We start from the raw sequence: 23794 nt of genomic DNA on the forward strand, positions 1-23794 counted from the left end.
GGCGACGCCGGAACAGATCAGACCCACTGGAGAACAGGCATGGGTGCTTTCAACCGACGCAATAAGCGCGTTACCAATGGCAACGTGACCAACTTGCGTCCTTTCCGCCACAATCAGTTGCGTGGCAACGAGTCCGACAGTTTTGACGACGAAGCTGGGGACGATCACGACATCGAGTACGTGCGCCCGCGGCGTCGCGGCATTTACCTGCTGCCCAACGCGTTCACCACCGCGGCGCTGTTCGCCGGCTTCTTTGCCATCGTGCAGGCCATGAACATGCGCTTTGACAGCGCGGCCATCGCCATCTTCGCCGCGATGGTGCTGGACGGCATGGACGGGCGTGTCGCACGCATCACCAATACGCAGAGCGCGTTTGGCGAGCAATACGATTCGTTGTCGGACATGACCTCGTTCGGGGTGGCGCCGGCGCTGGTGATGTATGAGTGGATCCTGCACGACCTGGGCAAGTGGGGCTGGATTGCCGCCTTTGTGTATTGCACCTGCGCCGCGCTGCGCCTGGCGCGCTTCAATGCCAACATCGGCGTGGTCGACAAGCGCTTCTTCCAGGGGCTGCCCAGCCCGGCGGCGGCGGCGCTGGTGGCCGGCTTTGTCTGGCTGGTGATCGACAACAAGCTGCCGGTCAAGGACCTGTGGATGCCGTGGGTGGCGTTCGGCATCACGCTGTACGCCGGGCTGTCGATGGTCTCCAACGCGCCGTTCTATAGCGGCAAGGCGCTCGATGTGCGCTATCGCGTGCCCTTCGGCATGATGGTGCTGGTGCTGGTCTTGTTCGTGGTGGTCTCGACGGATCCGCCGGTGGCGTTGTTCGGCCTGTTCGTGGCCTACGCCATCTCCGGCTACCTGCTGTGGGGCTGGCATGCGCTGCACGGCAAGCCGGCCGAAATCCGCAAGGTGCGGGACGGCGGGAACGATCGATCCTGATCACAGGTTGGTAAAAAGGCGCTACGGCGCCTTTTTTTACATTTGTTTTCCAGGTTGCCGCATTGCCGTGGCGTTTGCCGTGGTTCACTGTAGCCTCGGTTGTATGTAGTCCCCCTTGTCGTCCACTTATCACATCACTGGAGGTTCTCATGGGCATGCTCGACTTCATCAAGGAAGCAGGAGAGAAACTGTTTGGCGGCAGCGCTGCACAAGCCGCTCCCGCGGCGGATCCGGCCGATGCGCCGGTGGCGGATGCCGATGCCGATGCGGCCAACCGCGCCGCCGGCGATGCCATCGAAGGCTACATCAAGCAGATGAACCTCGACGCCACCGGGTTGATGGTGCAGGTGGACGGCTCGCAGGGGCTGGTGACGGTGTTCGGCGTGGCGCCGGACCAGGCCACCCGCGAGAAGATCATCCTGTGCTGCGGCAATGTGCAAGGCGTGGACAAGGTCGACGACAAGATGTCGGTCAATGTCGACTCCACCGAATCGACCTGGCACACCGTGGTCAAGGGCGACACCCTGTGGGCGATCTCCCAGACGGCCTACGGCAACGGCGCGCTGTACACCGCGATTTTCGAGGCCAACGAGCCGATGTTGACGAATCCGGACAAGATCTACCCCGGCCAGAAGCTGCGCATCCCGCCCAAGGCCTGACGCCCGCCGCCCAGGGGGCATGGCGCTCCCTGGCCTGTTTTTCGGCTGTCGCCCGGATACGGCCTGATTGATGCATCCATATTGCACACACCTGGCTTCTCGGCTATAGTCGCTCACATGATTTCGCGCCAAGCCCTACTCGCCCGCACCATTCTAGGTGGCCTACTAGGCCGTCAGGTCGGGACGCGTTCGCGCTGAGGGAAGCCAAGCCCCTCGCGTAAAGTCACACAGGATTTATAAACGCCCCGGCCTGCATCACTGCACGCCGGGGCGTTTTGCATTCAGCACGAATACAGCAGCACAGCAAAACGAAACGGCGAATGCCGGGACATCCACCCGATTCGCCAAATACAAAAGTCAGCCCAGGAGCCCCAACCATGTCCGACAAACTCATTATTTTCGACACCACCTTGCGCGACGGCGAGCAGTCGCCCGGCGCCTCCATGACCCGCGAGGAAAAGATCCGCATCGCGCGCCAGCTGGAGCGCCTGAAGGTCGACGTGATCGAGGCGGGCTTTGCCGCCAGCTCCAACGGCGACTTCGAAGCGATCCGCTCCATCGCCCAGGTCGTCAAGGATTCGACCATCTGCTCGCTGGCCCGCGCCAACGACCGCGATATCGCCCGCGCCGCGGAGGCGCTCAAGCCGGCCAACTCCTTCCGCATCCATACCTTCATCGCCACCTCGGCGCTGCATATGGAAAAGAAGCTGCGCATGACGCCGGACCAGGTTTTCGAGCAAGCCATCCAGGCGGTGCGCTTTGCGCGCCAGTTCACCGACGATATCGAATTCTCGCCCGAAGACGGCAGCCGCTCGGACATGGATTTCCTGTGCCGCGTGCTCGAAGGCGTGATCAAGGAAGGCGCTACCACCATCAACCTGCCGGATACGGTGGGCTACGCCGTGCCGGAAGGCTACGCGGGCCTGATCCGCTCGGTGCGCGAACGCATCCCCAATTCCGACAAGGCCATCTGGTCCGTGCATTGCCACAACGACCTCGGCATGGCCGTGGCCAATTCGCTGGCGGCGGTCAAGCTCGGCGGTGCGCGCCAGGTCGAGTGCACCATCAACGGCCTCGGCGAGCGTGCCGGCAATACCAGCCTGGAAGAAGTCGTGATGGCGGTCAAGACGCGCCGCGACTACTTCGACATGGACGTCGGCGTGGATACCACGCAGATCGTGCCGGCTTCCAAGCTGGTGTCGCAGATCACCGGCTTCGTGGTGCAGCCCAACAAGGCCGTGGTGGGCGCTAATGCCTTCGCGCACGCTTCGGGCATCCACCAGGATGGCGTGCTGAAGGCGCGCGATACTTACGAGATCATGCGCGCGGAAGACGTGGGCTGGACCGCCAACAAGATCGTGCTGGGCAAGCTCTCGGGCCGCAACGCCTTCAAGCAACGCCTGCAGGAACTCGGCATCGAGCTGGAGAGCGAGGGCGAGGTCAATGCCGCGTTCACCCGCTTCAAGGAACTGGCCGACCAGAAGTCCGAGATCTTCGATGAAGACATCATGGCCATCGTTTCCGACGAGGCGCACGACGTCAACGAGCACTTCCGCTTTATCTCGCTGTCGCAGCACTCCGAGACCGGCGAGCGCCCGCATGCGCGCGTGGTGTTCAACATGGACGGCAATGAGGTGACGGGCGAAGGCGAGGGCAATGGCCCGGTCGATGCCACGCTGCACGCCATCGAGGGCAAGGTCGCCAGCGGCGCCGAGCTGGTGCTGTATTCGGTCAATGCCATCACCGCCGGCACGCAGGCCCAGGGCGAAGTGACGGTCCGCTTGTCCAAGGGCGGGCGCATCGTCAACGGCGTGGGCACCGATCCCGATATCGTGGCCGCCTCGGCCAAGGCCTACCTGGCCGCGCTGAACAAGCTGCACGACAAGGCCGTGCAGAAGATCAACCCGCAGATCTGATCCCGATCTGACCGGTAAGCCCGCGGCCTATCCGGCCGCGGGGCTTGAATCGGCCCGCCGCATTCCCATGAGGATGACGGCGGGCTTTTTGCATTTCCGTACCTTCAGCGGCGCCGGCCCGGCCCGTCCGCGAGCGGGTCTGGCGTGATCTGGGTCTGGCGCAGCACGCCGGCGTCGTCGAAATAGAAATGGAACATCGACGGCCAGTTGTCCTCATGCTTGAAGCGGTAAGACCACACTTCGCGCTTCATCAGCGGGTAATACTGCTTGGGCTCGCGCGGCTTGCCGAAGTGTTGCTCCACGTCCAGCTTGGTCCACACATCAACTTTCGCCTTGTAGAGCTCGCTGGTCTGCAGCATCTGCCGGAACATGGTCAGATGGCCGCTGCGGTCGAAGTCAGCCGCGTAGGATTGTTGCCCAAAGGGTTGCTTGGAGTAGATCCAGCGCTGCGTGCCGTCGGCTAGCTGGTAGGTATCGGTTGGCGTGCCGAAATGGGCTTGTACGGCGGCTTCTGGCGCGCCCACCATGTCCTGGCCGACTTTGACCGGTTGCAGCACCGAGCAGGCCGGCAGGACGGCTGCCGCTGCTGCTAGCACGAGCCACTGGGCAGCACGGCGCGACGATGAGGCGTTCATGACAGTTCTCTTGTTCAAATTCGTGAGGATATGGACCAAGAGTGTAGCGGCGCGCAGAAGTTGTGTGCGCCTCATGTGGCACGCGCCGGCTTTCTGAGGGTAAGCGCCGCCATGGCACCCCCATCCTCGCCCAATCTCCCGTTTTGCCGCGAATGCGATCCGATTTGCCTAGGCTGGGTCCCTGGCTTACCATGCAGCGCTTTGGCGGGAGATCACTCGATGTGGGCTAAACGATGGCTGGCGGGCTGTTTGCTGGCGGTGGCGGCGAGCGCCGGCGCGCAGGAGCCGATCCGTCTCGGCATGATCGAAGGGTTGTCCGGCCCCTTTGCCAACGCGGGCGACGCGGTGGTGCGCAACCTGCGGATCGCCATCGACCGCGTCAATGCGCGCGGTGGCGTCAAGACCGCGGAAGGCGCGCGGCCCCTCGAGCTGGTTACCTTCGATAGCAAGGGCAATGTCGACGAGAGCCTGATCCAGTTGCGCGCTCTGGTGGACAAGCGGATTCCCTTTGTCCTGCAAGGCAACAGCTCAGCGGTGGCTGGCGCGCTGGTCAGCGCGATCAACCGCCACAACAGCCGGCAGCCCGATGCCCGCGTGCTCTTCCTGAATTACTCGGCGGTCGATCCCACACTGACCAACGAGGGCTGCAGCTTCTGGCACTTTCGTTTCGATGCCAGCGCTGACATGCGCATGCAGGCCCTGACCGAAGTCATCCGTGCCGATGCCGGCGTGCGGCGCGTCTACCTGATCGACCAGGACTACAGTTTCGGCCATCAGGTGTCGCGTTCGGCACGGGAGATGCTGGCGGCCAAGCGGCCTGAGCTGCGCATCGTGGGCGATGAGTTCCACCCGATCGGCAAGATCAAGGACTTTGCCCCGTATATCGCCAAGATCAAGGCCAGCGGCGCGGATGCGGTGATCACGGGCAACTGGGGCAACGATCTCACACTGATGATCAAGGCCGCGCGCGAGGGCGGGCTGAACGCCAAGTTCTACACCTTCTACGGCAACGGGCTGGGCGCGCCGGCGGCCATGGGCGATGCCGGGGTAGGGCGTGTGCTCGCGGTGGCGGAGTGGCACCCCAACGTGGGCGGCGCGGCGTCGGACGCGTTCTACCAGGCGTTCCGTGCCCGTTACCCCGAGCCCAGGGACGACTACGTTCACCTGCGCATGCAGATGATGGTGGAGATGCTTGCCCGGGCCATCGAGCAGGCGGGCTCGACCGACGCCGTCAAGGTGGCGCGTGCGCTGGAGGGCATGCGCTACGTCAACGACTTCCATGATGCGACGATCCGCGCCGATGACCACCAGGTGCTGCAGCCGCTCTACGTGTCGGTGATGGAGAAGCAGGGCGGCGATGTGCGCTTTGACAACGAGGGGTCGGGCTATGGCTTTCGCACGGTGAGGAAGCTAAAGTCGGCGCAGACCATGTTGCCCACGACCTGCAAGATGGAGCGGTTCTAGCGGTTCCGGGCCGGCGTTGCCGCAAACGCCATCGCCGGCCCGTTTTCCGTTATAATCGCCCGCTGTCATAGCCAGCCGGTTGTCATAAACCGGCCCGGCGAGACAGTTGCCTGTATGTAAGACACGCACAAGGCACGACGCATGCGGCACATTTCGTGCTGTAGCGTTCGCAAGTGAAAAGGAAATCACCATGGCAGAAGCCCAAGTCAGCAACAAAACCGAAGTCATCAAGCAGTTCGCACGTGCCGCCAACGACACGGGTAGCCCCGAAGTCCAGGTCGCTCTGCTGACCACCCGCATCAACGAACTGACCCCCCACTTCAAGGCCAACATGAAGGATCACCACAGCCGCCGCGGTCTGCTGCGCATGGTGAGCCGTCGTCGCCGCCTGCTGGACTACCTCAAGGCCAACGATGCCGACCGTTATCGTTCGCTGATCGAGAAGCTCGGCCTGCGTAAGTAAGCAGCCAGGATCGTCCGGATGGCAGCACGAATGGATGCACTGCACGCCTTCGCGTGAGCCACTAATGCCTGCGTCAGCCTCGCTGATGCAGGCATTTTGTTTTTGCGGATGAAATGTCGCAGGTCCGGCCGCTGCCCGGTCGATGTCCGGTATTGCTGCAAGTGATTTTTGCTCTACTTGATGGTGCCATGACCCCGAGGGCTGGCACACGTTGCGCCAAGACGTGCAACGGAGTAAGTTACTGTGTTCTTTAGCTTTTTTTAGCATTTTTCAGTTTTTTTTACTGTTAATCCATACCGGAGTCGGGCAAGGAAGCGGGGCTTTGTGTCATTCCAGCGCGGTATCTGCCAAGGCAGATGCCACGTACCAGAACCAGGTATCGCACCAGGTATCGCGCTGGAATGGCATAGCACTTCCCTGTGACTGAGGCCGACGCTGATCCGGCAGTTCGCCCGCGGCTGCTAACGCGGGCGTTGCACAAGCGTGCAAGCACGAACAAAAGGAACGCTCATGACCATGTTCAACAAGATCGTCAAGGAATTCCAGTGGGGCCAGCACAAGGTGCGCCTGGAAACCGGCGAGGTTGCCCGCCAGGCTGGCGGTGCCGTGATCGTCGACATTGAAGACACCGTGGTGCTCGCCACCGTTGTCGCTGCCAAGTCGCCCAAGGCCGGCCAGGATTTCTTCCCGCTGACCGTCGACTACATCGAAAAGACCTACGCTGCCGGCAAGATCCCCGGTGGCTTCTTCAAGCGTGAAGGCCGTCCGTCGGAAAACGAGACGCTGACCTCGCGCCTGATCGACCGCCCGCTGCGCCCGCTGTTCCCGGAAGGCTTCTACAACGAAGTGCAAGTGGTCATCCACGTGCTGTCGCTGAACCCGGAAGTCCCGGCTGACATCCCCGCCCTGATCGGCGCCTCGGCTGCCCTGGCAGTGTCGGGCATTCCGTTCAGCGGCCCGGTCGGCGCAGCGCGCGTTGGCTACAAGGACGGCCAGTACCTGCTGAACCCGACCCGTTCGCAAATCGCCGCTTCGGAACTGGACCTGGTGGTTGCCGGTACCGAGCGCGCCGTACTGATGGTGGAGTCGGAAGCCCGCCAACTGTCGGAAGAGGTGATGCTGGGCGCCGTGGTCTACGGCCACGAGCAAATGCAGACGGCCATCAATGCCATCCATGACCTGGTGCGCGACGGCGGCAAGCCGGAGTGGGACTGGACCGCGGCACCGAAGAACGAAGCGCTGATCGCCAAGGTCGGCGAGATCGCCCTGCCGCTGCTGCAGGACGTCTACCAGCTGCGCCAGAAGTCGGCTCGCAGCCAAAAGCTCAAGGAAGTCTACGCCACCGTGGCGGCCAAGCTGGCCGAAGCCGGCGTGGAAGCCGACAAGGTCGAAGTGGGCAACGTGCTGTTCGACATCGAAGCCAAGATCGTGCGCAGCCAGGTGCTGTCGGGCGAGCCGCGCATCGATGGCCGCGACACCCGCACCGTGCGCCCGATCGAGATCCGCTCGTCGGTGCTGCCGCGCGCTCACGGCTCGGCCATCTTCACCCGTGGCGAAACCCAGGCGCTGGTGGTTGCCACGCTGGGCACCAAGGGCGATGAGCAGATCATCGACGCGCTCGCCGGCGAGTACCGCGACCGCTTCATGCTCCACTACAACATGCCTCCGTTCGCCACCGGCGAAACCGGCCGCGTGGGCAGCCCCAAGCGCCGCGAAATCGGCCACGGCCGCCTGGCCAAGCGCGCGCTGATCCCGGTCCTGCCGAAGGATGACGAATTTGCCTACACCATCCGCCTGGTGTCCGAAATCACCGAATCCAACGGCTCGTCGTCGATGGCATCGGTGTGCGGCGGCTGCCTGGCACTGATGGACGCAGGCGTTCCGATCAAGGCGCACGTGGCCGGCGTGGCCATGGGCCTGATCCTGGAAGGCAACAAGTTCGCCGTGCTGACCGACATCCTGGGCGACGAGGACCACCTCGGCGACATGGACTTCAAGGTCGCAGGTACCGACACCGGCATCACCGCGCTGCAGATGGACATCAAGGTCCAGGGCATCACCAAGGAAATCATGCAGGTCGCGCTGGCGCAAGCCAAGGAAGGCCGCCTGCATATCCTGGGCAAGATGCAGGACGCGATGGGCCATGCGCGCACCGAGCTGTCGGAGCACGCACCGCGCATGATCACCATGAAGATCCATCCGGACAAGATCCGCGAAGTGATCGGCAAGGGCGGCTCGACCATCCAGGCCCTGACCAAGGAAACCGGCACCACCATCGACATCCAGGAAGACGGCACCATCACCATCGCCTCGACCTCGACCGAAGGCATGGCCGAAGCCAAGCGCCGCATCGAAGGCATCACCGCGGAAGCCGAAGTGGGCAAGATCTACGCCGGCACCGTGCTCAAGCTGCTGGACTTTGGCGCCATCGTCAACATCCTGCCGGGCAAGGATGGCCTGCTGCATATCTCCGAGATCGTCAACGAACGCGTCAAGGACATCAAGGACTGGCTCAAGGAAGGCCAACACGTGCGCGTCAAGCTGATCCAGGCTGACGAGAAGGGCCGCCTGCGCCTGTCCCTGAAGGCCGCGCTGGCCGAAGAGGGCGGCAGCATCAGCCCGATCGCCAACACCAGCGAGGCACCTGCTGCTCCGGCAGCACCGGCCGCACCGACGACGCCTTCGGCTGATCAGCAACAGCAGTAAGCGTTTTACGGTGCCGGTGGAACGACGGTACCCGTAGCAGAAAAAGCGGCTGGCGATGTCCAGCCGCTTTTTTGTTTACACTCCCGCCAGTCCCACCCCATGCGGCCCGGCTGTTCGGCCCGCTGCATGGCGGGTGCCCAGATTGATCCCCCCGCCCTGCGTGCGCGAGCCCGCCGCATGCGCGAGGTCCCTAACCGCAAGGAGCAGCAATGCAAGCCATCGAAATCCGCGAGTACGGCGCCCCCGAAGTCCTGCAGCTGGCGCAACGGCCCGACCCCGTGCCCAAGGCCGGCGAGATCCTGATCCGCGTGGCCGCGGCCGGCATCAACCGTCCTGACGTGTTCCAGCGTACCGGCAACTACCCGGTGCCACCCGGCGCGTCCGACCTGCCGGGCCTGGAAGTGGCCGGCGTGGTGGCCGGCGGCGACCTGGCGCACCCCGACAACCGCTTCGGCCTGAAGCTGGGCGATCGCGTGTGCGCGCTGGTGCAGGGCGGCGGTTACGCCGAGTTGTGCGTGGCCCCCGCGGCGCAATGCCTGCCGGTGCCCGCGGGCCTGTCGGATGTCGAGGCGGCCGCATTGCCGGAGACGTTCTTCACCGTGTGGAGCAACGTATTCGATCGCGGCTACCTGGGCCGCGGCCCGCTGGGCAAGGACGAGACCCTGCTGATCCAGGGCGGCTCGAGCGGCATCGGCACGACCGCCATCCAGATCGCCAAGGCCCTGGGCCACAAGGTCTTCGTCACCGCCGGCAGCGCCGACAAGTGCCGTGCCTGCGAGGAACTGGGCGCCGACCGTGCCATCAACTACAAGGCCGACGACTTTGTCGCCGAGGTCAAGGCCCTGACCGGCGGCCGCGGCGCGGATGTCATCCTCGACATGGTGGCCGGCCCGTATCTGGCGCGCGAGCTGTCCTGCGTCGCCGACGATGGCCGCATTGTGATCATCGCGCTGCTGGGTGGCGCCAAGGCCGAGATCCCGCTGGGCGATATCCTGCGCCGCCGTATCACCGTGACGGGCTCCACGCTGCGTCCCCGCCCGGTCGCGTTCAAGGGCGAGATCGCGCAGGCGTTGCACCAGCACGTGTGGCCGCTGCTGGCCGCGGGCAAGATCAAGCCGGTGATCCACCAGACCTTCCCGGCCGCCCAGGCCGCCGATGCGCATCGGCTGATGGAGTCCAGCGAGCACATCGGCAAGATCGTCCTGACCTGGTAATGCCGCTGGTAGCGGGCTGATGGCCGAGTGTGGCCGAGTGCGGCCGGGGCCTCGCGCCCCAGGCCGATTTCGGGGCCCTTCTGTGGCGTAGGGCCTTGGCCCGCGCTACAATAGCCGGTTTGATTGAGAGGGGCGCCCTGTGAGACAAAAGCTCGTTATCGGCAACTGGAAGATGCACGGCAGCTTGGCTGCCAATGTGGCCTTGCTGGAAGCGATCAAGGCAGCGCCCGCAAGCGCGCGCCTGGCGGTATGCGCGCCGTTCCCGTATCTTGCGCAGTGCCAGGCGTTGCTGGCCGGGTCCACGGTGGCCTGGGGCGCGCAGGACGTGTCCGCCGAGGCGCGCGGTGCCTTCACGGGCGAAGTCGCGGCCTCCATGCTGGCTGAGTTCGGTGTTTCGTATGCCCTGGTGGGGCATTCGGAGCGCCGCAGCTACCATGGCGAGACCGATGCCACGGTGGCGGCCAAGGCGGTGCGCGCGCTGGAGTTCGGCATTGTGCCGGTGGTGTGCGTGGGCGAGAGCCTGGCGCAGCGCGAGGCCGGCGAGACCGAGGCCGTGGTTGGCCGTCAGCTCGGCGCCGTGCTCGAGGCCCTCTCGCTTGAGCAACTCGGCCGCATCGTGCTGGCCTATGAGCCGGTGTGGGCGATCGGCACGGGCAAGACCGCAAGCAGCGAGCAGGCCCAGGCCGTGCACGCTTTCCTGCGCGCCCAGGTGGCGGCGCGCGACGCAGGCGTGGCGGCTCGCATGGCCATGTTGTACGGCGGCAGCGTGAAGCCGGACAACGCGGCAGAACTATTTTCCATGCCCGACATCGACGGGGGCCTCATCGGAGGCGCCTCGTTGAAGTCGGACGATTTCCTCGCGATCGGCAACGCCTGAATGCCGGCCGCTCATAGGGTCTGATCAGGCAAGCGAATCGAACCAAATGGCAATTTTCAAAACTTTGTTGGTAGTGGCGCAGGTACTGTCCGCGCTTGGCGTGATTGGCCTGGTGCTGCTGCAGCATGGCAAGGGCGCTGATGTCGGCGCGGCGTTCGGCTCGGGGGCCTCGGGCAGCCTGTTCGGCGCCACCGGCTCGGCCAACTTCCTGTCGCGTACCACCGCCGTGCTGGCGACGCTGTTCTTCATCTGCACGCTGAGCCTGACGCTGATGGGCAACTACCGGCCGGCAGCTTCGCTGGGCGTGATGGGCTCCGCGCCCGCGGTGGCGCCGGCGGTGGCGGGGGCTTCGGCGCCTGCTGCTGCATCGGCTGCCGCGGCCTCGAATCCTTCTGCGCCTGCTGTACCGAAATAATCAACGAGCCTTGTGACTTATTCTTGAAGATTTTTGCTGTTGTGCATTGAACAAAACAAGAATCCTAGGTTAGAATACAAGGCTTGAAACGATCTCCCAGCGACGGGGCTCCAGCCAGGATAAAGTAGTATCCCAGCCAGAGTTCCGAAGGGTGTAAAAACCCAGGGCCCTGAAAAGCCCGGCGCGAGGCAATATTGTTTCTCCCCCAGCCGACGTGGTGAAATTGGTAGACACGCTATCTTGAGGGGGTAGTGGCGAAAGCTGTGCGAGTTCGAGTCTCGCCGTCGGCACCAAACAACTTGATCGGGGCATACATCCGGAGCGCATCCCGGATGTATGCCCCGGCCAGTCCGCAAGGCGGCGTCGTAATTTCTACGGAATGGCGCTTGGGGTGGGCAACAGGACGCCGCTTACCGCTGGTGCTGTTGACAACATTCCAGATAAGGCTGGCCGTACCTTGAATCTCGAAGCCTACTTCCCCGTCCTCATCTTCATCATCTTCGGTGTCGTGCTCGGCATTGCACTGATGTCGATTGGCCGAATTCTCGGTCCAAACAAACCTGATCCCGCGAAGCTCTCTCCGTACGAGTGCGGCTTCGAAGCGTTCGAGGACGCGCGCATGAAGTTCGACGTGCGCTACTACCTCATCGCTATTCTTTTTATCCTGTTCGATCTCGAGACCGCCTTCCTGTTTCCCTGGGGTGTAGCCCTGCGGGATATCGGCTGGCCGGGTTTCTTCGCCATGGGCGTGTTTCTGCTGGAATTCATCGTGGGCTTCGTCTACATCTGGAAAAAGGGCGCGCTCGATTGGGAGTGATGTGATATGGCAATCGAAGGCGTTCTCAATGAAGGCTTCGTCACGACTACCGCTGACAAGCTGATCAACTGGACCCGCACCGGGTCGCTCTGGCCGATGACCTTTGGCCTGGCGTGCTGCGCTGTGGAAATGATGCATGCTGGCGCCGCGCGCTACGACATGGACCGCTTCGGCGTGATTTTCCGCCCGTCGCCGCGCCAGTCGGACGTGATGATCGTGGCCGGCACGCTGTGCAACAAGATGGCCCCCGCGCTGCGCAAGGTCTATGACCAGATGGCAGAGCCGCGTTGGGTGATCTCGATGGGTTCCTGCGCGAATGGCGGTGGCTACTATCACTACTCGTATTCAGTGGTGCGTGGTTGCGATCGGATCGTGCCGGTGGATATCTATGTGCCTGGCTGCCCCCCGACGGCGGAAGCGCTGATCTACGGCATCATCCAGTTGCAGAACAAGATCCGTCGCACCAACACCATCGCGCGCAAGGGCTGACATGTCGAACCTCGATACTCTGAAGGCCGCGCTCGAAAAGGTACTGGGCAAGCGTATCCAGAAACTGGTAGAGGCGCTAGGCGAGATTACCCTTATCGTCAAGGCCGATGACTACCTGGAAAGCGCGCTGATGCTGCGCGACGATCCCGCACTGCATTTTGAGCAGCTGCTCGATGTGTGCGGCGTCGACTATTCCACCTACGGCGACGGCGCCTGGGACGGTCCCCGTTTCGCGGCCGTGACGCACCTGATCTCGATCAAGCATAACTGGCGCCTGCGCGTACGCGTGTTCGCGCCGGACGACGACGTGCCCGTGGTGCCCTCGCTGACCGACGTCTGGAACTCGGCGAACTGGTTCGAGCGCGAAGCGTTCGACTTCTACGGCATCGTGTTCGAAGGCCACAACGACCTGCGCCGCCTGCTGACCGATTATGGTTTTGTCGGCCACCCGTTCCGCAAGGATTTCCCGGTCTCGGGCTATGTCGAGATGCGCTACGACCCCGAGCAAAAGCGGGTGATCTATCAGCCCGTCACGATCGAGCCGCGCGAGGTCACGCCCCGCGTGATCCGCGAAGAGAATTACGGCGGCTTGCAGCACTGAGAACGCGCAATGGCAGACATCAAGAATTACACCCTTAACTTCGGCCCGCAGCACCCTGCGGCACACGGCGTGCTGCGCCTTGTGCTGGAGCTGGACGGCGAAGTCATCCAGCGCGCCGACCCGCACATCGGCCTGCTGCACCGTGCCACCGAAAAGCTGGCCGAGCAGAAGACCTGGATCCAGAGCGTGCCGTACATGGACCGCCTCGACTACGTGTCGATGATGGTCAACGAGCATGCCTACGTGATGGCCATCGAGAAGATGCTGGGTCTCGAGGTGCCGATCCGTGCGCAGTACATCCGCGTGATGTTCGACGAAATCACGCGCTTGCTGAACCACCTGATGTGGATCGGCTCGCACGCGCTCGACGTGGGCGCGATGGCGGTGTTCCTGTACGCCTTCCGCGAACGCGAAGACATGTTCGACATGTACGAGGCGGTGTCGGGTGCGCGCATGCACGCGGCCTACTACCGTCCGGGCGGCGTGTACCGCGACCTGCCGGACACGATGCCGCAATACAAGGCGTCGAAGATCCACAACGAGCGCGCCATCAAGGCCATGAACGAAGCGCGCTCGGGCTCGCTGCTGGACTTCATCGAGGACTTCACCAACCGCTTCCCGAAGTACGTCGACGAATACGAGACGCTGCTGACGGACAACCGGATCTGGAAGCAACGCCTGGTCGGCATTGGCGTGGTGAGTCCCGAGCGCGCGCTGCAGATGGGCTTTACCGGCCCGATGCTGCGCGGCTCCGGCATCGAGTGGGACCTGCGCAAGAAGCAGCCCTACGAAGTGTATGACCGCATGGACTTCCAGGTTCCGGTGGGCGTGGGCGGCGATTGCTACTCCCGCTACCTGGTGCGCGTGGAAGAAATGCGCCAGTCCAACAACATCATCAAGCAGTGCATCGACTGGCTGCGCCGCAATCCGGGCCCGGTGATGAGCGACAACCACAAGGTGGCACCGCCGTCGCGCGTGGACATGAAGTCGAACATGGAAGAGCTGATCCACCACTTCAAGCTCTTCACCGAAGGCATTCACGTGCCCGAAGGCGAGACTTACGCGGCAGTGGAGCACCCGAAGGGCGAGTTCGGCATCTATGCCATCTCCGACGGTGCGAACAAGCCGTATCGCCTGAAGATCCGTGCCCCGGGCTTTGCCCATCTGGCCGCACTGGATGAAATGGCCAAGGGCCACATGATTGCGGATGCGGTAACGATCATCGGTACGCAAGACATCGTCTTCGGCGAAATCGACCGCTGACGAGCTAACAAGAGCCGCCGGCCCCGGACGACGATCCGGGCGCCCCTGGCACGGACCCACAATCGATCGTGTCCGGTCACGGGAAACCCGCGGTGAGCCCAGCATGCCTTTGACATGCGGGCTGCAACGGCAGCGACGGCTGCAAACCTGCGGGATGCGCGCCATGTGGCGGCGCAGATCCGCAAATGACACGGCGTATTACAGCAACGACCATGCTATCAGCAGAAGCTCTCAAGGAAATCGATCGCGCGATCGCCAAGTATCCGGCTGACCAGAAGCAGTCGGCCGTGATGGCGGCGTTGGCCGTGGCGCAGGGCGAAGTGGGCTGGGTCTCCCCGGAAGTCATGCAGTTTGTTGCCAGCTACCTCGACATGCCGCCGGTATGGGTCGAGGAGGTTGCAACCTTCTACAACATGTACGACACCAAGCCGGTCGGCAAGTACAAGCTGACCGTCTGCACCAACCTGCCGTGCGCACTCTCCGGCGGCGAACGTGCCGGCGACTACCTCAAGCAAAAGCTGGGGATCGGCTACAACGAAACCACCCCGTGCGGCACCTTCACCCTCAAGGAAGGCGAGTGCATGGGTGCCTGCGGCGACGCACCGGTGATGATCGTCAACAATACCCGCATGTGCAGCCATATGAGCGACGCCAAGCTGGACGCGCTCGTCGACGAGCTCAAGGCCGCCGGCAGCACTGCAGCCAAGGGAGATAAGTAACATGACCTCTCTGCACGACCGCCATATCAAGCCGCTGATCCTGGCTGGCCTCGATGGCAGCAACTGGCACCTCGACGACTACGTCAAGCGTGGTGGCTACCAGCAGCTCAAGCGCATCCTGACCGAGAAGATCACGCCCGAGCAGGTGATCGCGGACGTCAAGGCCTCCGGCCTGCGCGGCCGTGGCGGCGCGGGCTTTCCCACCGGCCTGAAGTGGAGCTTCATGCCGCGTCAGTTCCCCGGCCAGAAATACCTGGTCTGCAACACCGACGAGGGCGAGCCCGGTACCTTCAAGGACCGCGACATCATCCGCTACAACCCGCATGCGCTGATCGAAGGCATGGCCATCGGTGCGTACGCGATGGGCATCACCGTGGGCTACAACTACATCCACGGCGAGATCTGGAACGAGTACAAGATTTTCGAGCAAGCCCTCGAAGAGGCACGTGCCGCCGGTTTCCTGGGTGACAACATCCTGGGCTCGGGCTTTGACTTCCAGCTGCACGCCCACCACGGCTACGGCGCCTACATCTGTGGCGAGGAAACCGCGCTGCTCGAATCGCTGGAAGGCAAGAAAGGCCAGCCGCGCTTCAAGCCGCCGTTCCCGGCCAGCTTCGGCCTGTACGGCAAGCCGACCACCATCAACAACACGGAAACGTTTGCCGCGGTGCCGTTCCTGTTGTCGATCGGGCCGGAAAACTACCTGAAGATGGGCAAGCCGAACAACGGCGGCTCCAAGATCTTCTCGATCTCCGGCGACGTCGAGCGCCCCGGCAACTACGAGATCCCGCTGGGCACGCCGTTCGCGACCCTGCTGGAACTCGCCGGCGGCATGCGCGGCGGCAAGCGCATCAAGGCAGTGATCCCGGGCGGCTCGTCCGCGCCGGTGGTGCCGGGCGACATGATGATGGCGTCCGACATGGACTATGACTCGATCGCCAAGGCCGGCTCGATGCTGGGCTCGGGCGCGGTGATCGTGATGGACGAGACGCGCTGCATGGTTCGCTCGCTGCTGCGTCTGTCGTATTTCTACTTTGAAGAATCGTGCGGCCAGTGCACGCCGTGCCGTGAAGGCACCGGCTGGCTCTATCGCATGGTGAATCGTATCGAACACGGAGAAGGGCGCCAGGAAGATCTGGACCTGCTCAATAACGTCGCTGAAAACATCATGGGCCGCACTATCTGCGCGCTTGGTGATGCGGCAGCGATGCCGGTCCGCGGCATGCTCAAGCACTACTGGAAAGAGTTCGAATATCACGTCGAACACAAGCAGTGCATGGTTCCGGCCTACTCTTAAGCGTGGCAGAACATGGTTGAACTCGAGATCGACGGCAAGAAGGTTGAGGTTGCTGAAGGCAGCCTGGTGATGGAAGCCGCCCGCCAGCTGGGCACCTACATCCCGCACTTCTGCTACCACCGTAAATTGTCCATCGCGGCGAACTGCCGCATGTGCCTGGTTGAGGTTGAGAAAGCGCCCAAGGCGCTGCCCGCCTGCGCCACGCCGGTCACCCCTGGCATGAAGGTCTTCACCAATTCGGAGAAGGCAGTCAAGGCCCAGAAGTCGGTGATGGAATTCCTGCTGATCAACCACCCGCTGGATTGCCCGATCTGCGATCAGGGCGGCGAGTGCCAGCTGCAGGATCTGGCTGTGGGCTACGGCGCATCGGAATCGCGCTACAAGGAAGAAAAGCGCGTCGTATTCCACAAGAACGTGGGCCCGCTGATCTCCATGGAAGAGATGAGCCGCTGCATCCACTGCACCCGCTGCGTGCGCTTTGGCCAGGAAGTGGCCGGCGTGATGGAGCTGGGCATGCTGGGCCGTGGCGAGCACTCCGAGATCACGACCTTCGTTGGCCAGACCGTGGATTCGGAACTGTCCGGCAACATGATCGACCTCTGCCCGGTCGGCGCGCTGACCAGCAAGCCGTTCCGCTACTCGGCACGTACCTGGGAACTGGCGCGCCGCAAGTCGGTGTCGCCGCACGATGGCCTGGGCGCGAACCTGGTGGTGCAGACCAAGAACCAGCGCGTGATGCGCGTGCTGCCGCTGGACAACGAAGCCGTCAACGAATGCTGGCTGTCCGACAAGGACCGCTTCTCGTACGAAGGCCTCAACAGCCCGGACCGTCTCACCAAGCCGCTCGTCAAGCAAGGTGGCGAGTGGATGGAAACCGACTGGCAGACCGCGCTGGAATACGTGGCCAACGGCCTCGCGAGCATCAAGCGCGACCATGGCGCCGACCAGATCGCCGCGCTGGCCAGCCCGCACAGCACGCTGGAAGAACTCCACCTGCTGGGCAAGCTGGTGCGTGGCCTGGGCAGCGACAACGTCGACTTCCGCCAGCGCCAGACCGATTTCTCGGCCGCCATCAAGGGTGCGCCGTGGCTCGGCCTGCCGATCGCCGACGTCTCCGCGCTGCAACGCGTGCTGGTGATTGGTTCCGCCCTGCGCAAGGATCATCCGCTGCTGGCCGCGCGTCTGCGCCAGGCTGGCAAGAAGGGGGCCCGCGTGGCCGTGCTCGGCGCCAGCGCCGAGGATCTGCTGATGCCGCTGGCCGCACGCATTGACGTGGCGCCGTCCGGCTGGACCGCAGCCCTGGCCGGCGTGGCCCGTGCCGTTGCCGCCGCCAAGGGCGTGGCCGCTCCGGCGGGCACCGATGGCTTCGATGGCGACGACAAGGCCAAGCTGGTAGCCGATGCGCTGCTGTCGGGCGAGCGCCGCGCCGTGTTCCTCGGCAACGAGGCCGTGCGTCATCCGCAATTTGCCGCGCTGCACGCGCTGGCACAGTGGATCGCCACGGAAACCGGCGCCACGCTGGGCTTCCTGACCGAAGCCGCGAACACCGTCGGTGGCCATATCGCCGGCGCGCTGCCGCAAAATGGCGGCGCCAATGCGCAGGCCATGTTCGACACGCCGCGCCGTGCCTACGTGCTGTTGAACACGGAACCCGAGTTCGACGCCGCCAACCCGAGCCAGGCCCTGGCCGCGCTGGCCGAGGCCGGCACCGTGGTGGTGCTGTCCGCGTTCCGCTCGGACGCCGCGCTGCAATATGCGGACGTGATCCTGCCGGTGACCCCGTTCACCGAAACCGCAGGCACGTTCGTGAACTGCGAAGGCCTGCCGCAAAGCTTCAACGGCGTCGTCCGCGCGCTGGGCGATTCGCGTCCGGGCTGGAAGGTGCTGCGCGTGCTGGGCAACCTGCTGGACGTGCCTGGCTTTGACTTCGACACCGCCGAAAGCGTGCGCGACGAAGTGCTGGCCAAGCCGGTCGCACCGCAACTGAACAATGGCACCGACGCGGCCATCCGCGTCACCGCCCAGGTGGCGGGTGGGATCGAACGCATCGCCGATGTGCCGATCTACCACGCCGACCCGATCGTGCGCCGTGCCGATTCGCTGCAACTGTCCGCAGCCGCGCGCCGCGCCATGCAAGCCGGCCTGTCTGCCGACCTGTTCGCCTCGCTGGGCGTGCAGGCTGGCGACCCGGTGCGCGTGACGCAAGGGCAGGGCAGCGTGGTGCTGCCGGCCGCCCTCGAAGCCGCGTTGCCTGCCGGCACCGTGCGCTTGTCCGCCGGCACCGTTGCCGCGACCACGCTGGGCGCACCGTTCGGCACCGTCACCGTAGAGAAAGCCATCGACCTGGCCGCCACCGCGAAGGGCGCGGCCGAGCCGGCGGCCACGGCATAAGAAGAGCGAGAAAGAAACATGATCGATTGGATTACCTCGCAAGGACAGAATCTCTTCGGCGGCGCCTGGACGCCGCTGTGGATCCTGATTCGCGCCGTGGTCATTGTGGTGCCGCTGCTGTTGTGCGTGGCCTACCTGATCCTGTGGGAGCGCAAGCTGATTGGCTGGATGCACGTGCGTATCGGCCCGAACCGGGTCGGTCCGCTGGGCCTGCTGCAGCCGATCGCCGACGTGCTCAAGCTGCTGCTCAAGGAAGTGATGATGCCCACGCAGGTCAGCCGGGGCATGTACCTGGTTGCCCCGCTGATGGTGCTGATGCCCGCCGTGGCGATCTGGGCGGTGATTCCGTTCCAGGCCGAAGTGGTGATGGCCAACGTCAACGCCGGCCTGCTGTACGTGATGGCGATCAGCTCGGTTGGCGTCTACGGCGTGATCCTGGCCGGTTGGGCCTCCAACTCCAAGTACGCCTTCATCGGCGCCATGCGCGCCGCGGCGCAGATGGTGTCCTATGAAATCGCCATGGGCTTTGCCCTGGTGACCGTGCTGATGGTGTCGGGCAGCCTGAACCTGTCGGCTATCGTCAACTCGCAGAACACCGGCTATTTCGCCAACATGGGGATCAACGTACTGTCGTGGAACTGGCTGCCGCTGCTGCCCATGTTCGGCGTCTACTTCATCTCCGGCGTGGCCGAAACCAACCGCCACCCGTTCGACGTGGTGGAAGGCGAGTCGGAAATCGTTGCCGGCCACATGATCGAGTACTCGGGCATGGGCTTCGCGCTGTTCTTTCTGGCTGAGTACATCAACATGATCGTCATCTCGACGATGACCGCGTTGATGTTCCTGGGAGGCTGGGCGCCGCCGTTCGAAAGCTTCATCACCAATGCGGTCCCGGGCTTCTTCTGGCTGGTGATCAAGGTATTTTTGCTGCTGTCGGTGTTTATCTGGATTCGTGCTTCGTTCCCGCGCTACCGCTATGACCAGATCATGCGCCTGGGCTGGAAGATCTTCATCCCGCTGACGGTGGGCTGGCTGGTCATCGTGGCGATCTGGATCCGGTCGCCCTGGAATATCTGGCATTGAACGGCCAAAGCAGGGGCGCAGCCACAACAGGCGGCGCCCTGCGGAATCATTAGGAAGCAATCGTCATGCTGCTCGCCATCAAGGACTTCTTCAACAGCCTGCTCCTGAAGGAACTCTTCAAGGGCATGGCTCTGACCGGGCGTTATCTCTTCGCCCGCAAGATCACGGTCCAGTTCCCCGAAGAGAAAACGCCGATGTCGCCGCGTTTTCGCGGCCTGCACGCGCTGCGCCGCTACCCCAACGGGGAAGAGCGCTGCATCGCCTGCAAGCTGTGCGAAGCGGTTTGCCCGGCCGTGGCCATCACCATCGAGTCCGATGCCCGCGCCGACGGCACCCGCCGCACCACGCGCTATGACATCGACCTGACCAAGTGCATTTTCTGCGGTTTCTGCGAAGAAGCCTGCCCGGTCGACGCCATCGTCGAGACGCATATCCTCGAGTACCACGGCGAGAAGCGCGGCGACCTGTACTTCACCAAGGACATGCTGCTGGCAGTGGGCGACCGCTACGAGCCGCAGATCGCCGCGGCCAAGGCTGCGGACGCCAAGTACCGCTGATAAGCGCATTACAGGGCGTGCCCGCCGAACCTGGCGGGCGTTGCCAATGCATTGTGAATCGGGCCCCGTGTGGGGCTAACGAAAAGGATGCCGCAAGGGCAGGCCACCAGGGGTGGCTTGTGCCGGAAGGCTCGACGAGGACCATGGAACTCACGACCACCATCTTCTATGTCTTTGCGCTGGTGCTGGTGCTCTCCGCACTGAAAGTCATCACCGCGAAGAACCCGGTGCACTCCGCACTGTTCCTCGTGCTGTCGTTTTTTACGGCAGCCGCGATCTGGATGCTGCTGAAGGCCGAATTCCTCGCCATCCTGCTGGTGCTGGTGTACGTGGGCGCCGTGATGGTGCTGTTCCTGTTCGTGGTGATGATGATCGATATCGACATCGAGCACCTGCGACGGGACTTCTGGACCTACGTGCCGATGGCCTCGGTGATCGGCGCGCTGATCATCGGCGAGATGGCCACCGTGCTGGTGCGTAACTTCATCGGCACCACGGTGCCGCTGAACAACGTGGCGCAGGGCCCGGACTACTCCAACACGGCAGCGCTCGGCAAGCTGATCTACACCGACTACATCTACGCCTTTGAAGTGGCGGGCATCATCCTGCTGGTGGCGATCATCGCCGCCGTCGCACTGACGCTGCGCCGCCGCAAGGACAACAAGTCGCAAGACGTGGGCGAGCAGTTGCGCACCCGCCGCCAGGACCGCGTGCGCCTGGTCTCGATGCCCAGCGAAGCCCGTGCCGGCACTCAAGCCAGCCCGGATGCCGCGGCTGCCGCTAACAAGAACTAAAGCCCGGAGAAACGCTGTGCTCTCTCTCGCCCATTTCCTCGTGCTCGGTGCGATCCTGTTCGCCATCAGCATCGTTGGTATTTTCCTGAACCGCAAGAACGTGATCGTGCTGCTGATGGCGATCGAGCTGATGCTGCTTGCGGTCAATATGAACTTCGTCGCCTTCTCGCACTATCTGGGCGACCTGGCAGGACAGGTTTTCGTTTTCTTTATCCTCACGGTGGCTGCGGCCGAATCGGCAATCGGCCTTGCAATCCTGGTCGTGCTGTTCCGCAACCTGGACACGATCAACGTGGACGACATGGACACCCTCAAGGGTTGATCCGCGCCGCTACGTTATGAATCAAGACCGTTCTCCGACCGCACACCACTAAGCGTCCTATGGCAACCACGCTCGACCCCAACCTGCTACTGGCGATTCCGCTCGCACCGCTCGCCGGTGCAGCCATCGCCGGCCTGTTCGGCACCAAGTTCTTCAGCACATTCTCCTCGGAGACACGCGCCGGCCGCACGCTGGCCCACACCGTGACGATTCTCGGTGTGGCGATTTCCTGCCTGCTGTCGATCATCGTGCTGATGGACGTCATGAACGGCGCGAGCTTCAACGCCACCGTGTACGAGTGGATGAAGATCGGCGACCTGAAGATGGAAGTGGGCTTCCTGGTCGACTCGCTGACCGCGATGATGATGGTGGTGGTGACCTTCGTCTCGCTGATGGTGCACATCTACACCGTCGGCTACATGAGCGAAGACCCCGGCTACAACCGCTTCTTCGCCTACATCTCGCTGTTCACCTTCTCGATGCTGATGCTGGTGATGAGCAACAACTTCCTGCAGCTGTTCTTCGGCTGGGAAGCTGTGGGCCTGGTGTCGTACCTGCTGATCGGCTTCTGGTACACCCGCCCGACGGCCATCTTCGCCAACCTGAAGGCGTTCCTGGTCAACCGTGTGGGTGACTTCGGCTTCATCCTGGGCATCGGCCTGCTGCTGGCCTACAGCGGCAGCATGAACTACACCGACGTCTTCGCCGCGCGCGACCAGCTCGCCACGGTGATCTTCCCGGGCACCGACTGGCTGATGATCACGGTCGCCTGCATCTGCCTGTTCATCGGCGCCATGGGCAAGTCGGCGCAGTTCCCGCTGCACGTGTGGCTGCCTGACTCGATGGAAGGCCCGACCCCGATCTCCGCGCTGATCCACGCCGCCACCATGGTGACGGCCGGCATCTTCATGGTCGCGCGCATGTCGCCGCTGTTCGAGCTGTCGGACACCGCGCTGTCGTTCGTCCTGGTGATCGGCGCCATTACCGCGCTGTTCATGGGCTTCCTGGGCATCATCCAGAACGACATCAAGCGCGTGGTGGCTTACTCCACGCTGTCGCAGCTGGGCTACATGACCGTCGCCCTGGGCGCCTCGGCCTACTCGGTGGCCGTGTTCCACCTGATGACCCATGCATTCTTCAAGGCACTGCTGTTCCTTGCGGCCGGCTCGGTCATCATCGGCATGCACCACGATCAGGACATCCGCAACATGGGCGGCCTGCGCAAGTACATGCCGATTACCTGGATCACCTCGCTGGTGGGCTCGCTGGCCCTGATCGGCACGCCGTTCTTCGCTGGCTTCTACTCCAAGGACTCGATTATCGAGGCCGTGGCCGAGTCGCATATCCCGGGTTCGGGCTTCGCCTACTTCGCGGTGCTGGCCGGCGTGTTCGTCACGGCGTTCTACTCCTTCCGCATGTACTTCCTGGTGTTCCACGGCGAAGAGCGTTTCGGCAAGGAAGACCACCACGCGCATCACGCGGGCAACCATGACGATGAGGAGGCAACGGCCGACCATCATCACGGCCTGGCCCCGGGCGAGAAGCCGCACGAGTCGCCGTGGGTCGTCACGCTGCCGCTGGTGCTGCTGGCCATCCCGTCGGTGGTGATCGGCGCGATCGCGATCGGCCCGATGCTGTTCGGCGACTTCTTCAAGAATGGCGTGGCCTTCAAGAACGTGATCTACGTGGGCGAAAATCACCACGCGATGGCGGAGCTGACCGAAGCCTTCCACGGCTGGGTGGCGATGGGCCTGCATTCGCTGACCACGCCGGTGCTGTGGCTGGCGATCGCCGGTGTGGTGCTGTCCTGGTTCTTCTACATGAAGCGCCCGGACATCCCGGCTGCCATCAAGCAACGTTTTTCGGGCCTGTACACCCTGCTTGACAACAAGTACTACATGGACGCGATCAACCAGGCCGTGTTTGCTCGCGGTGCCCGTCTGCTTGGTACCGGCCTGTGGAAGGGCGGCGACCAGGGCCTGATCGACGGCCTGGTGGTCAACGGCGCCGCGCGCGTGGTTGCCTGGTTCGCGTCGGTAAGCCGTTACCTGCAATCCGGCTACATCTATCACTACGCATTCGCCATGATCCTGGGCATGTTGATACTGCTGACGATGACGGTGTTCGGCACCTCGTTCGCCACGGTGAGCGCCAAGTAAGGAAAACAAGA

Annotated in this window: 22 protein-coding genes and 1 tRNA gene; 22 read left to right on the plus strand and 1 reads right to left on the minus strand. The window is 63.5% G+C overall.

Annotated features, from left to right (window positions below; translation table 11 throughout):
* The first annotated feature begins 39 nt into the window (after positions 1-39).
* The 3 genes from pssA to ACX12D_RS05815 all read left to right on the plus strand — a co-directional run bounded on the left by pssA (position 40) and on the right by ACX12D_RS05815 (position 3517).
* Positions 40-942, plus strand: a complete 903-nt coding sequence (gene pssA, locus ACX12D_RS05805) for a CDP-diacylglycerol--serine O-phosphatidyltransferase (RefSeq protein WP_441640621.1) — start codon at positions 40-42, stop codon at positions 940-942.
* A gap of 149 nt (positions 943-1091) precedes the next feature.
* Positions 1092-1601 (plus strand): peptidoglycan-binding protein LysM, encoded by a 510-nt coding sequence (gene lysM / locus ACX12D_RS05810; protein WP_459373258.1) that lies wholly within the window; start codon positions 1092-1094, stop codon positions 1599-1601.
* A gap of 377 nt (positions 1602-1978) precedes the next feature.
* Positions 1979-3517, plus strand: coding sequence for a 2-isopropylmalate synthase (locus ACX12D_RS05815; protein ID WP_150983739.1), 1539 nt, complete (start codon positions 1979-1981; stop codon positions 3515-3517).
* Between the two features lie 104 nt (positions 3518-3621).
* Here the strand turns inward: ACX12D_RS05815 and ACX12D_RS05820 are convergent, their stop codons facing one another.
* Positions 3622-4152 carry a hypothetical protein gene (locus ACX12D_RS05820; protein WP_459373259.1) on the minus strand — a complete coding sequence of 177 codons (531 nt, stop codon included), beginning with the start codon at positions 4150-4152 and terminating at the stop codon, positions 3622-3624.
* A gap of 219 nt (positions 4153-4371) precedes the next feature.
* Here ACX12D_RS05820 and ACX12D_RS05825 point away from each other — a divergent pair, with 219 nt between their 5' ends.
* The 19 genes from ACX12D_RS05825 (at position 4372) to nuoL (ending at position 23783) form a co-directional block, all read left to right on the plus strand.
* Positions 4372-5616, plus strand: a complete 1245-nt coding sequence (locus ACX12D_RS05825) for a branched-chain amino acid ABC transporter substrate-binding protein (RefSeq protein ID WP_441640618.1) — start codon at positions 4372-4374, stop codon at positions 5614-5616.
* A 190-nt stretch (positions 5617-5806) separates the two neighbouring features.
* Positions 5807-6079: a 30S ribosomal protein S15 gene (gene rpsO / locus ACX12D_RS05830; RefSeq protein ID WP_459373260.1), complete on the plus strand. Its 273-nt coding sequence runs from the start codon at positions 5807-5809 to the stop codon at positions 6077-6079.
* A gap of 510 nt (positions 6080-6589) precedes the next feature.
* A complete protein-coding gene (gene pnp / locus ACX12D_RS05835) occupies positions 6590-8785 on the plus strand; it encodes a polyribonucleotide nucleotidyltransferase (protein ID WP_150983742.1) in 2196 nt (731 codons plus the stop codon).
* 209 nt (positions 8786-8994) lie between these two features.
* Positions 8995-9999 carry an NAD(P)H-quinone oxidoreductase gene (locus tag ACX12D_RS05840; RefSeq protein ID WP_459373261.1) on the plus strand — a complete coding sequence of 335 codons (1005 nt, stop codon included), beginning with the start codon at positions 8995-8997 and terminating at the stop codon, positions 9997-9999.
* 172 nt (positions 10000-10171) lie between these two features.
* A complete protein-coding gene (gene tpiA / locus ACX12D_RS05845) occupies positions 10172-10876 on the plus strand; it encodes a triose-phosphate isomerase (RefSeq protein ID WP_459373948.1) in 705 nt (234 codons plus the stop codon).
* Between the two features lie 46 nt (positions 10877-10922).
* Positions 10923-11291 carry a preprotein translocase subunit SecG gene (gene secG / locus ACX12D_RS05850; protein ID WP_150983745.1) on the plus strand — a complete coding sequence of 123 codons (369 nt, stop codon included), beginning with the start codon at positions 10923-10925 and terminating at the stop codon, positions 11289-11291.
* A gap of 208 nt (positions 11292-11499) precedes the next feature.
* A tRNA-Leu gene (locus ACX12D_RS05855) sits at positions 11500-11584 on the plus strand.
* 164 nt (positions 11585-11748) lie between these two features.
* Positions 11749-12108: an NADH-quinone oxidoreductase subunit A gene (locus tag ACX12D_RS05860; RefSeq protein ID WP_006156838.1), complete on the plus strand. Its 360-nt coding sequence runs from the start codon at positions 11749-11751 to the stop codon at positions 12106-12108.
* Between the two features lie 6 nt (positions 12109-12114).
* Complete coding sequence (locus ACX12D_RS05865) at positions 12115-12597, plus strand: NuoB/complex I 20 kDa subunit family protein (RefSeq protein WP_006156837.1); 483 nt, start codon at positions 12115-12117, stop codon at positions 12595-12597.
* A gap of 1 nt (position 12598) precedes the next feature.
* Positions 12599-13198 (plus strand): NADH-quinone oxidoreductase subunit C, encoded by a 600-nt coding sequence (locus ACX12D_RS05870; protein WP_441640614.1) that lies wholly within the window; start codon positions 12599-12601, stop codon positions 13196-13198.
* 9 nt (positions 13199-13207) lie between these two features.
* Positions 13208-14461 (plus strand): NADH-quinone oxidoreductase subunit D, encoded by a 1254-nt coding sequence (locus ACX12D_RS05875; RefSeq protein ID WP_006156835.1) that lies wholly within the window; start codon positions 13208-13210, stop codon positions 14459-14461.
* A gap of 212 nt (positions 14462-14673) precedes the next feature.
* Positions 14674-15180 (plus strand): NADH-quinone oxidoreductase subunit NuoE, encoded by a 507-nt coding sequence (gene nuoE / locus ACX12D_RS05880; RefSeq protein ID WP_006156834.1) that lies wholly within the window; start codon positions 14674-14676, stop codon positions 15178-15180.
* A 1-nt stretch (position 15181) separates the two neighbouring features.
* Positions 15182-16477: an NADH-quinone oxidoreductase subunit NuoF gene (gene nuoF, locus ACX12D_RS05885; protein ID WP_043344740.1), complete on the plus strand. Its 1296-nt coding sequence runs from the start codon at positions 15182-15184 to the stop codon at positions 16475-16477.
* A gap of 12 nt (positions 16478-16489) precedes the next feature.
* A complete protein-coding gene (nuoG, locus tag ACX12D_RS05890; RefSeq protein ID WP_459373262.1) occupies positions 16490-18868 on the plus strand; it encodes an NADH-quinone oxidoreductase subunit NuoG in 2379 nt (792 codons plus the stop codon).
* An 18-nt stretch (positions 18869-18886) separates the two neighbouring features.
* Positions 18887-19951: an NADH-quinone oxidoreductase subunit NuoH gene (nuoH, locus tag ACX12D_RS05895; protein WP_043344744.1), complete on the plus strand. Its 1065-nt coding sequence runs from the start codon at positions 18887-18889 to the stop codon at positions 19949-19951.
* Between the two features lie 65 nt (positions 19952-20016).
* Entirely contained in the window at positions 20017-20508 is a 492-nt protein-coding gene (nuoI, locus tag ACX12D_RS05900) for an NADH-quinone oxidoreductase subunit NuoI (RefSeq protein ID WP_267606001.1), read from the plus strand.
* A gap of 143 nt (positions 20509-20651) precedes the next feature.
* Positions 20652-21302: an NADH-quinone oxidoreductase subunit J gene (locus ACX12D_RS05905; RefSeq protein ID WP_459373263.1), complete on the plus strand. Its 651-nt coding sequence runs from the start codon at positions 20652-20654 to the stop codon at positions 21300-21302.
* Positions 21303-21318: 16 nt separating this feature from the next.
* Positions 21319-21624, plus strand: coding sequence for an NADH-quinone oxidoreductase subunit NuoK (gene nuoK / locus ACX12D_RS05910; RefSeq protein WP_006156828.1), 306 nt, complete (start codon positions 21319-21321; stop codon positions 21622-21624).
* A gap of 59 nt (positions 21625-21683) precedes the next feature.
* Complete coding sequence (nuoL, locus tag ACX12D_RS05915) at positions 21684-23783, plus strand: NADH-quinone oxidoreductase subunit L (protein WP_459373264.1); 2100 nt, start codon at positions 21684-21686, stop codon at positions 23781-23783.
* Positions 23784-23794: the final 11 nt, after the last annotated feature.

The organism is Cupriavidus sp. PET2-C1, assembly GCF_054515855.1.

What these genes read in the sequence shown, in the direction of transcription:
- pssA (WP_441640621.1), top strand. Translation starts at nt 40, where the DNA reads ATGGGTGCTTTCAACCGACGCAATAAGCGCGTTACCAATGGCAACGTG.
- lysM (WP_459373258.1), top strand. Translation starts at nt 1,092, where the DNA reads ATGGGCATGCTCGACTTCATCAAGGAAGCAGGAGAGAAACTGTTTGGC.
- ACX12D_RS05815 (WP_150983739.1), top strand. Translation starts at nt 1,979, where the DNA reads ATGTCCGACAAACTCATTATTTTCGACACCACCTTGCGCGACGGCGAG.
- ACX12D_RS05820 (WP_459373259.1), bottom strand. Translation starts at nt 4,152, where the DNA reads ATGAACGCCTCATCGTCGCGCCGTGCTGCCCAGTGGCTCGTGCTAGCA.
- ACX12D_RS05825 (WP_441640618.1), top strand. Translation starts at nt 4,372, where the DNA reads ATGTGGGCTAAACGATGGCTGGCGGGCTGTTTGCTGGCGGTGGCGGCG.
- rpsO (WP_459373260.1), top strand. Translation starts at nt 5,807, where the DNA reads ATGGCAGAAGCCCAAGTCAGCAACAAAACCGAAGTCATCAAGCAGTTC.
- pnp (WP_150983742.1), top strand. Translation starts at nt 6,590, where the DNA reads ATGACCATGTTCAACAAGATCGTCAAGGAATTCCAGTGGGGCCAGCAC.
- ACX12D_RS05840 (WP_459373261.1), top strand. Translation starts at nt 8,995, where the DNA reads ATGCAAGCCATCGAAATCCGCGAGTACGGCGCCCCCGAAGTCCTGCAG.
- tpiA (WP_459373948.1), top strand. Translation starts at nt 10,172, where the DNA reads ATGCACGGCAGCTTGGCTGCCAATGTGGCCTTGCTGGAAGCGATCAAG.
- secG (WP_150983745.1), top strand. Translation starts at nt 10,923, where the DNA reads ATGGCAATTTTCAAAACTTTGTTGGTAGTGGCGCAGGTACTGTCCGCG.
- ACX12D_RS05865 (WP_006156837.1), top strand. Translation starts at nt 12,115, where the DNA reads ATGGCAATCGAAGGCGTTCTCAATGAAGGCTTCGTCACGACTACCGCT.
- ACX12D_RS05870 (WP_441640614.1), top strand. Translation starts at nt 12,599, where the DNA reads ATGTCGAACCTCGATACTCTGAAGGCCGCGCTCGAAAAGGTACTGGGC.
- ACX12D_RS05875 (WP_006156835.1), top strand. Translation starts at nt 13,208, where the DNA reads ATGGCAGACATCAAGAATTACACCCTTAACTTCGGCCCGCAGCACCCT.
- nuoE (WP_006156834.1), top strand. Translation starts at nt 14,674, where the DNA reads ATGCTATCAGCAGAAGCTCTCAAGGAAATCGATCGCGCGATCGCCAAG.
- nuoF (WP_043344740.1), top strand. Translation starts at nt 15,182, where the DNA reads ATGACCTCTCTGCACGACCGCCATATCAAGCCGCTGATCCTGGCTGGC.
- nuoG (WP_459373262.1), top strand. Translation starts at nt 16,490, where the DNA reads ATGGTTGAACTCGAGATCGACGGCAAGAAGGTTGAGGTTGCTGAAGGC.
- nuoH (WP_043344744.1), top strand. Translation starts at nt 18,887, where the DNA reads ATGATCGATTGGATTACCTCGCAAGGACAGAATCTCTTCGGCGGCGCC.
- nuoI (WP_267606001.1), top strand. Translation starts at nt 20,017, where the DNA reads ATGCTGCTCGCCATCAAGGACTTCTTCAACAGCCTGCTCCTGAAGGAA.
- ACX12D_RS05905 (WP_459373263.1), top strand. Translation starts at nt 20,652, where the DNA reads ATGGAACTCACGACCACCATCTTCTATGTCTTTGCGCTGGTGCTGGTG.
- nuoL (WP_459373264.1), top strand. Translation starts at nt 21,684, where the DNA reads ATGGCAACCACGCTCGACCCCAACCTGCTACTGGCGATTCCGCTCGCA.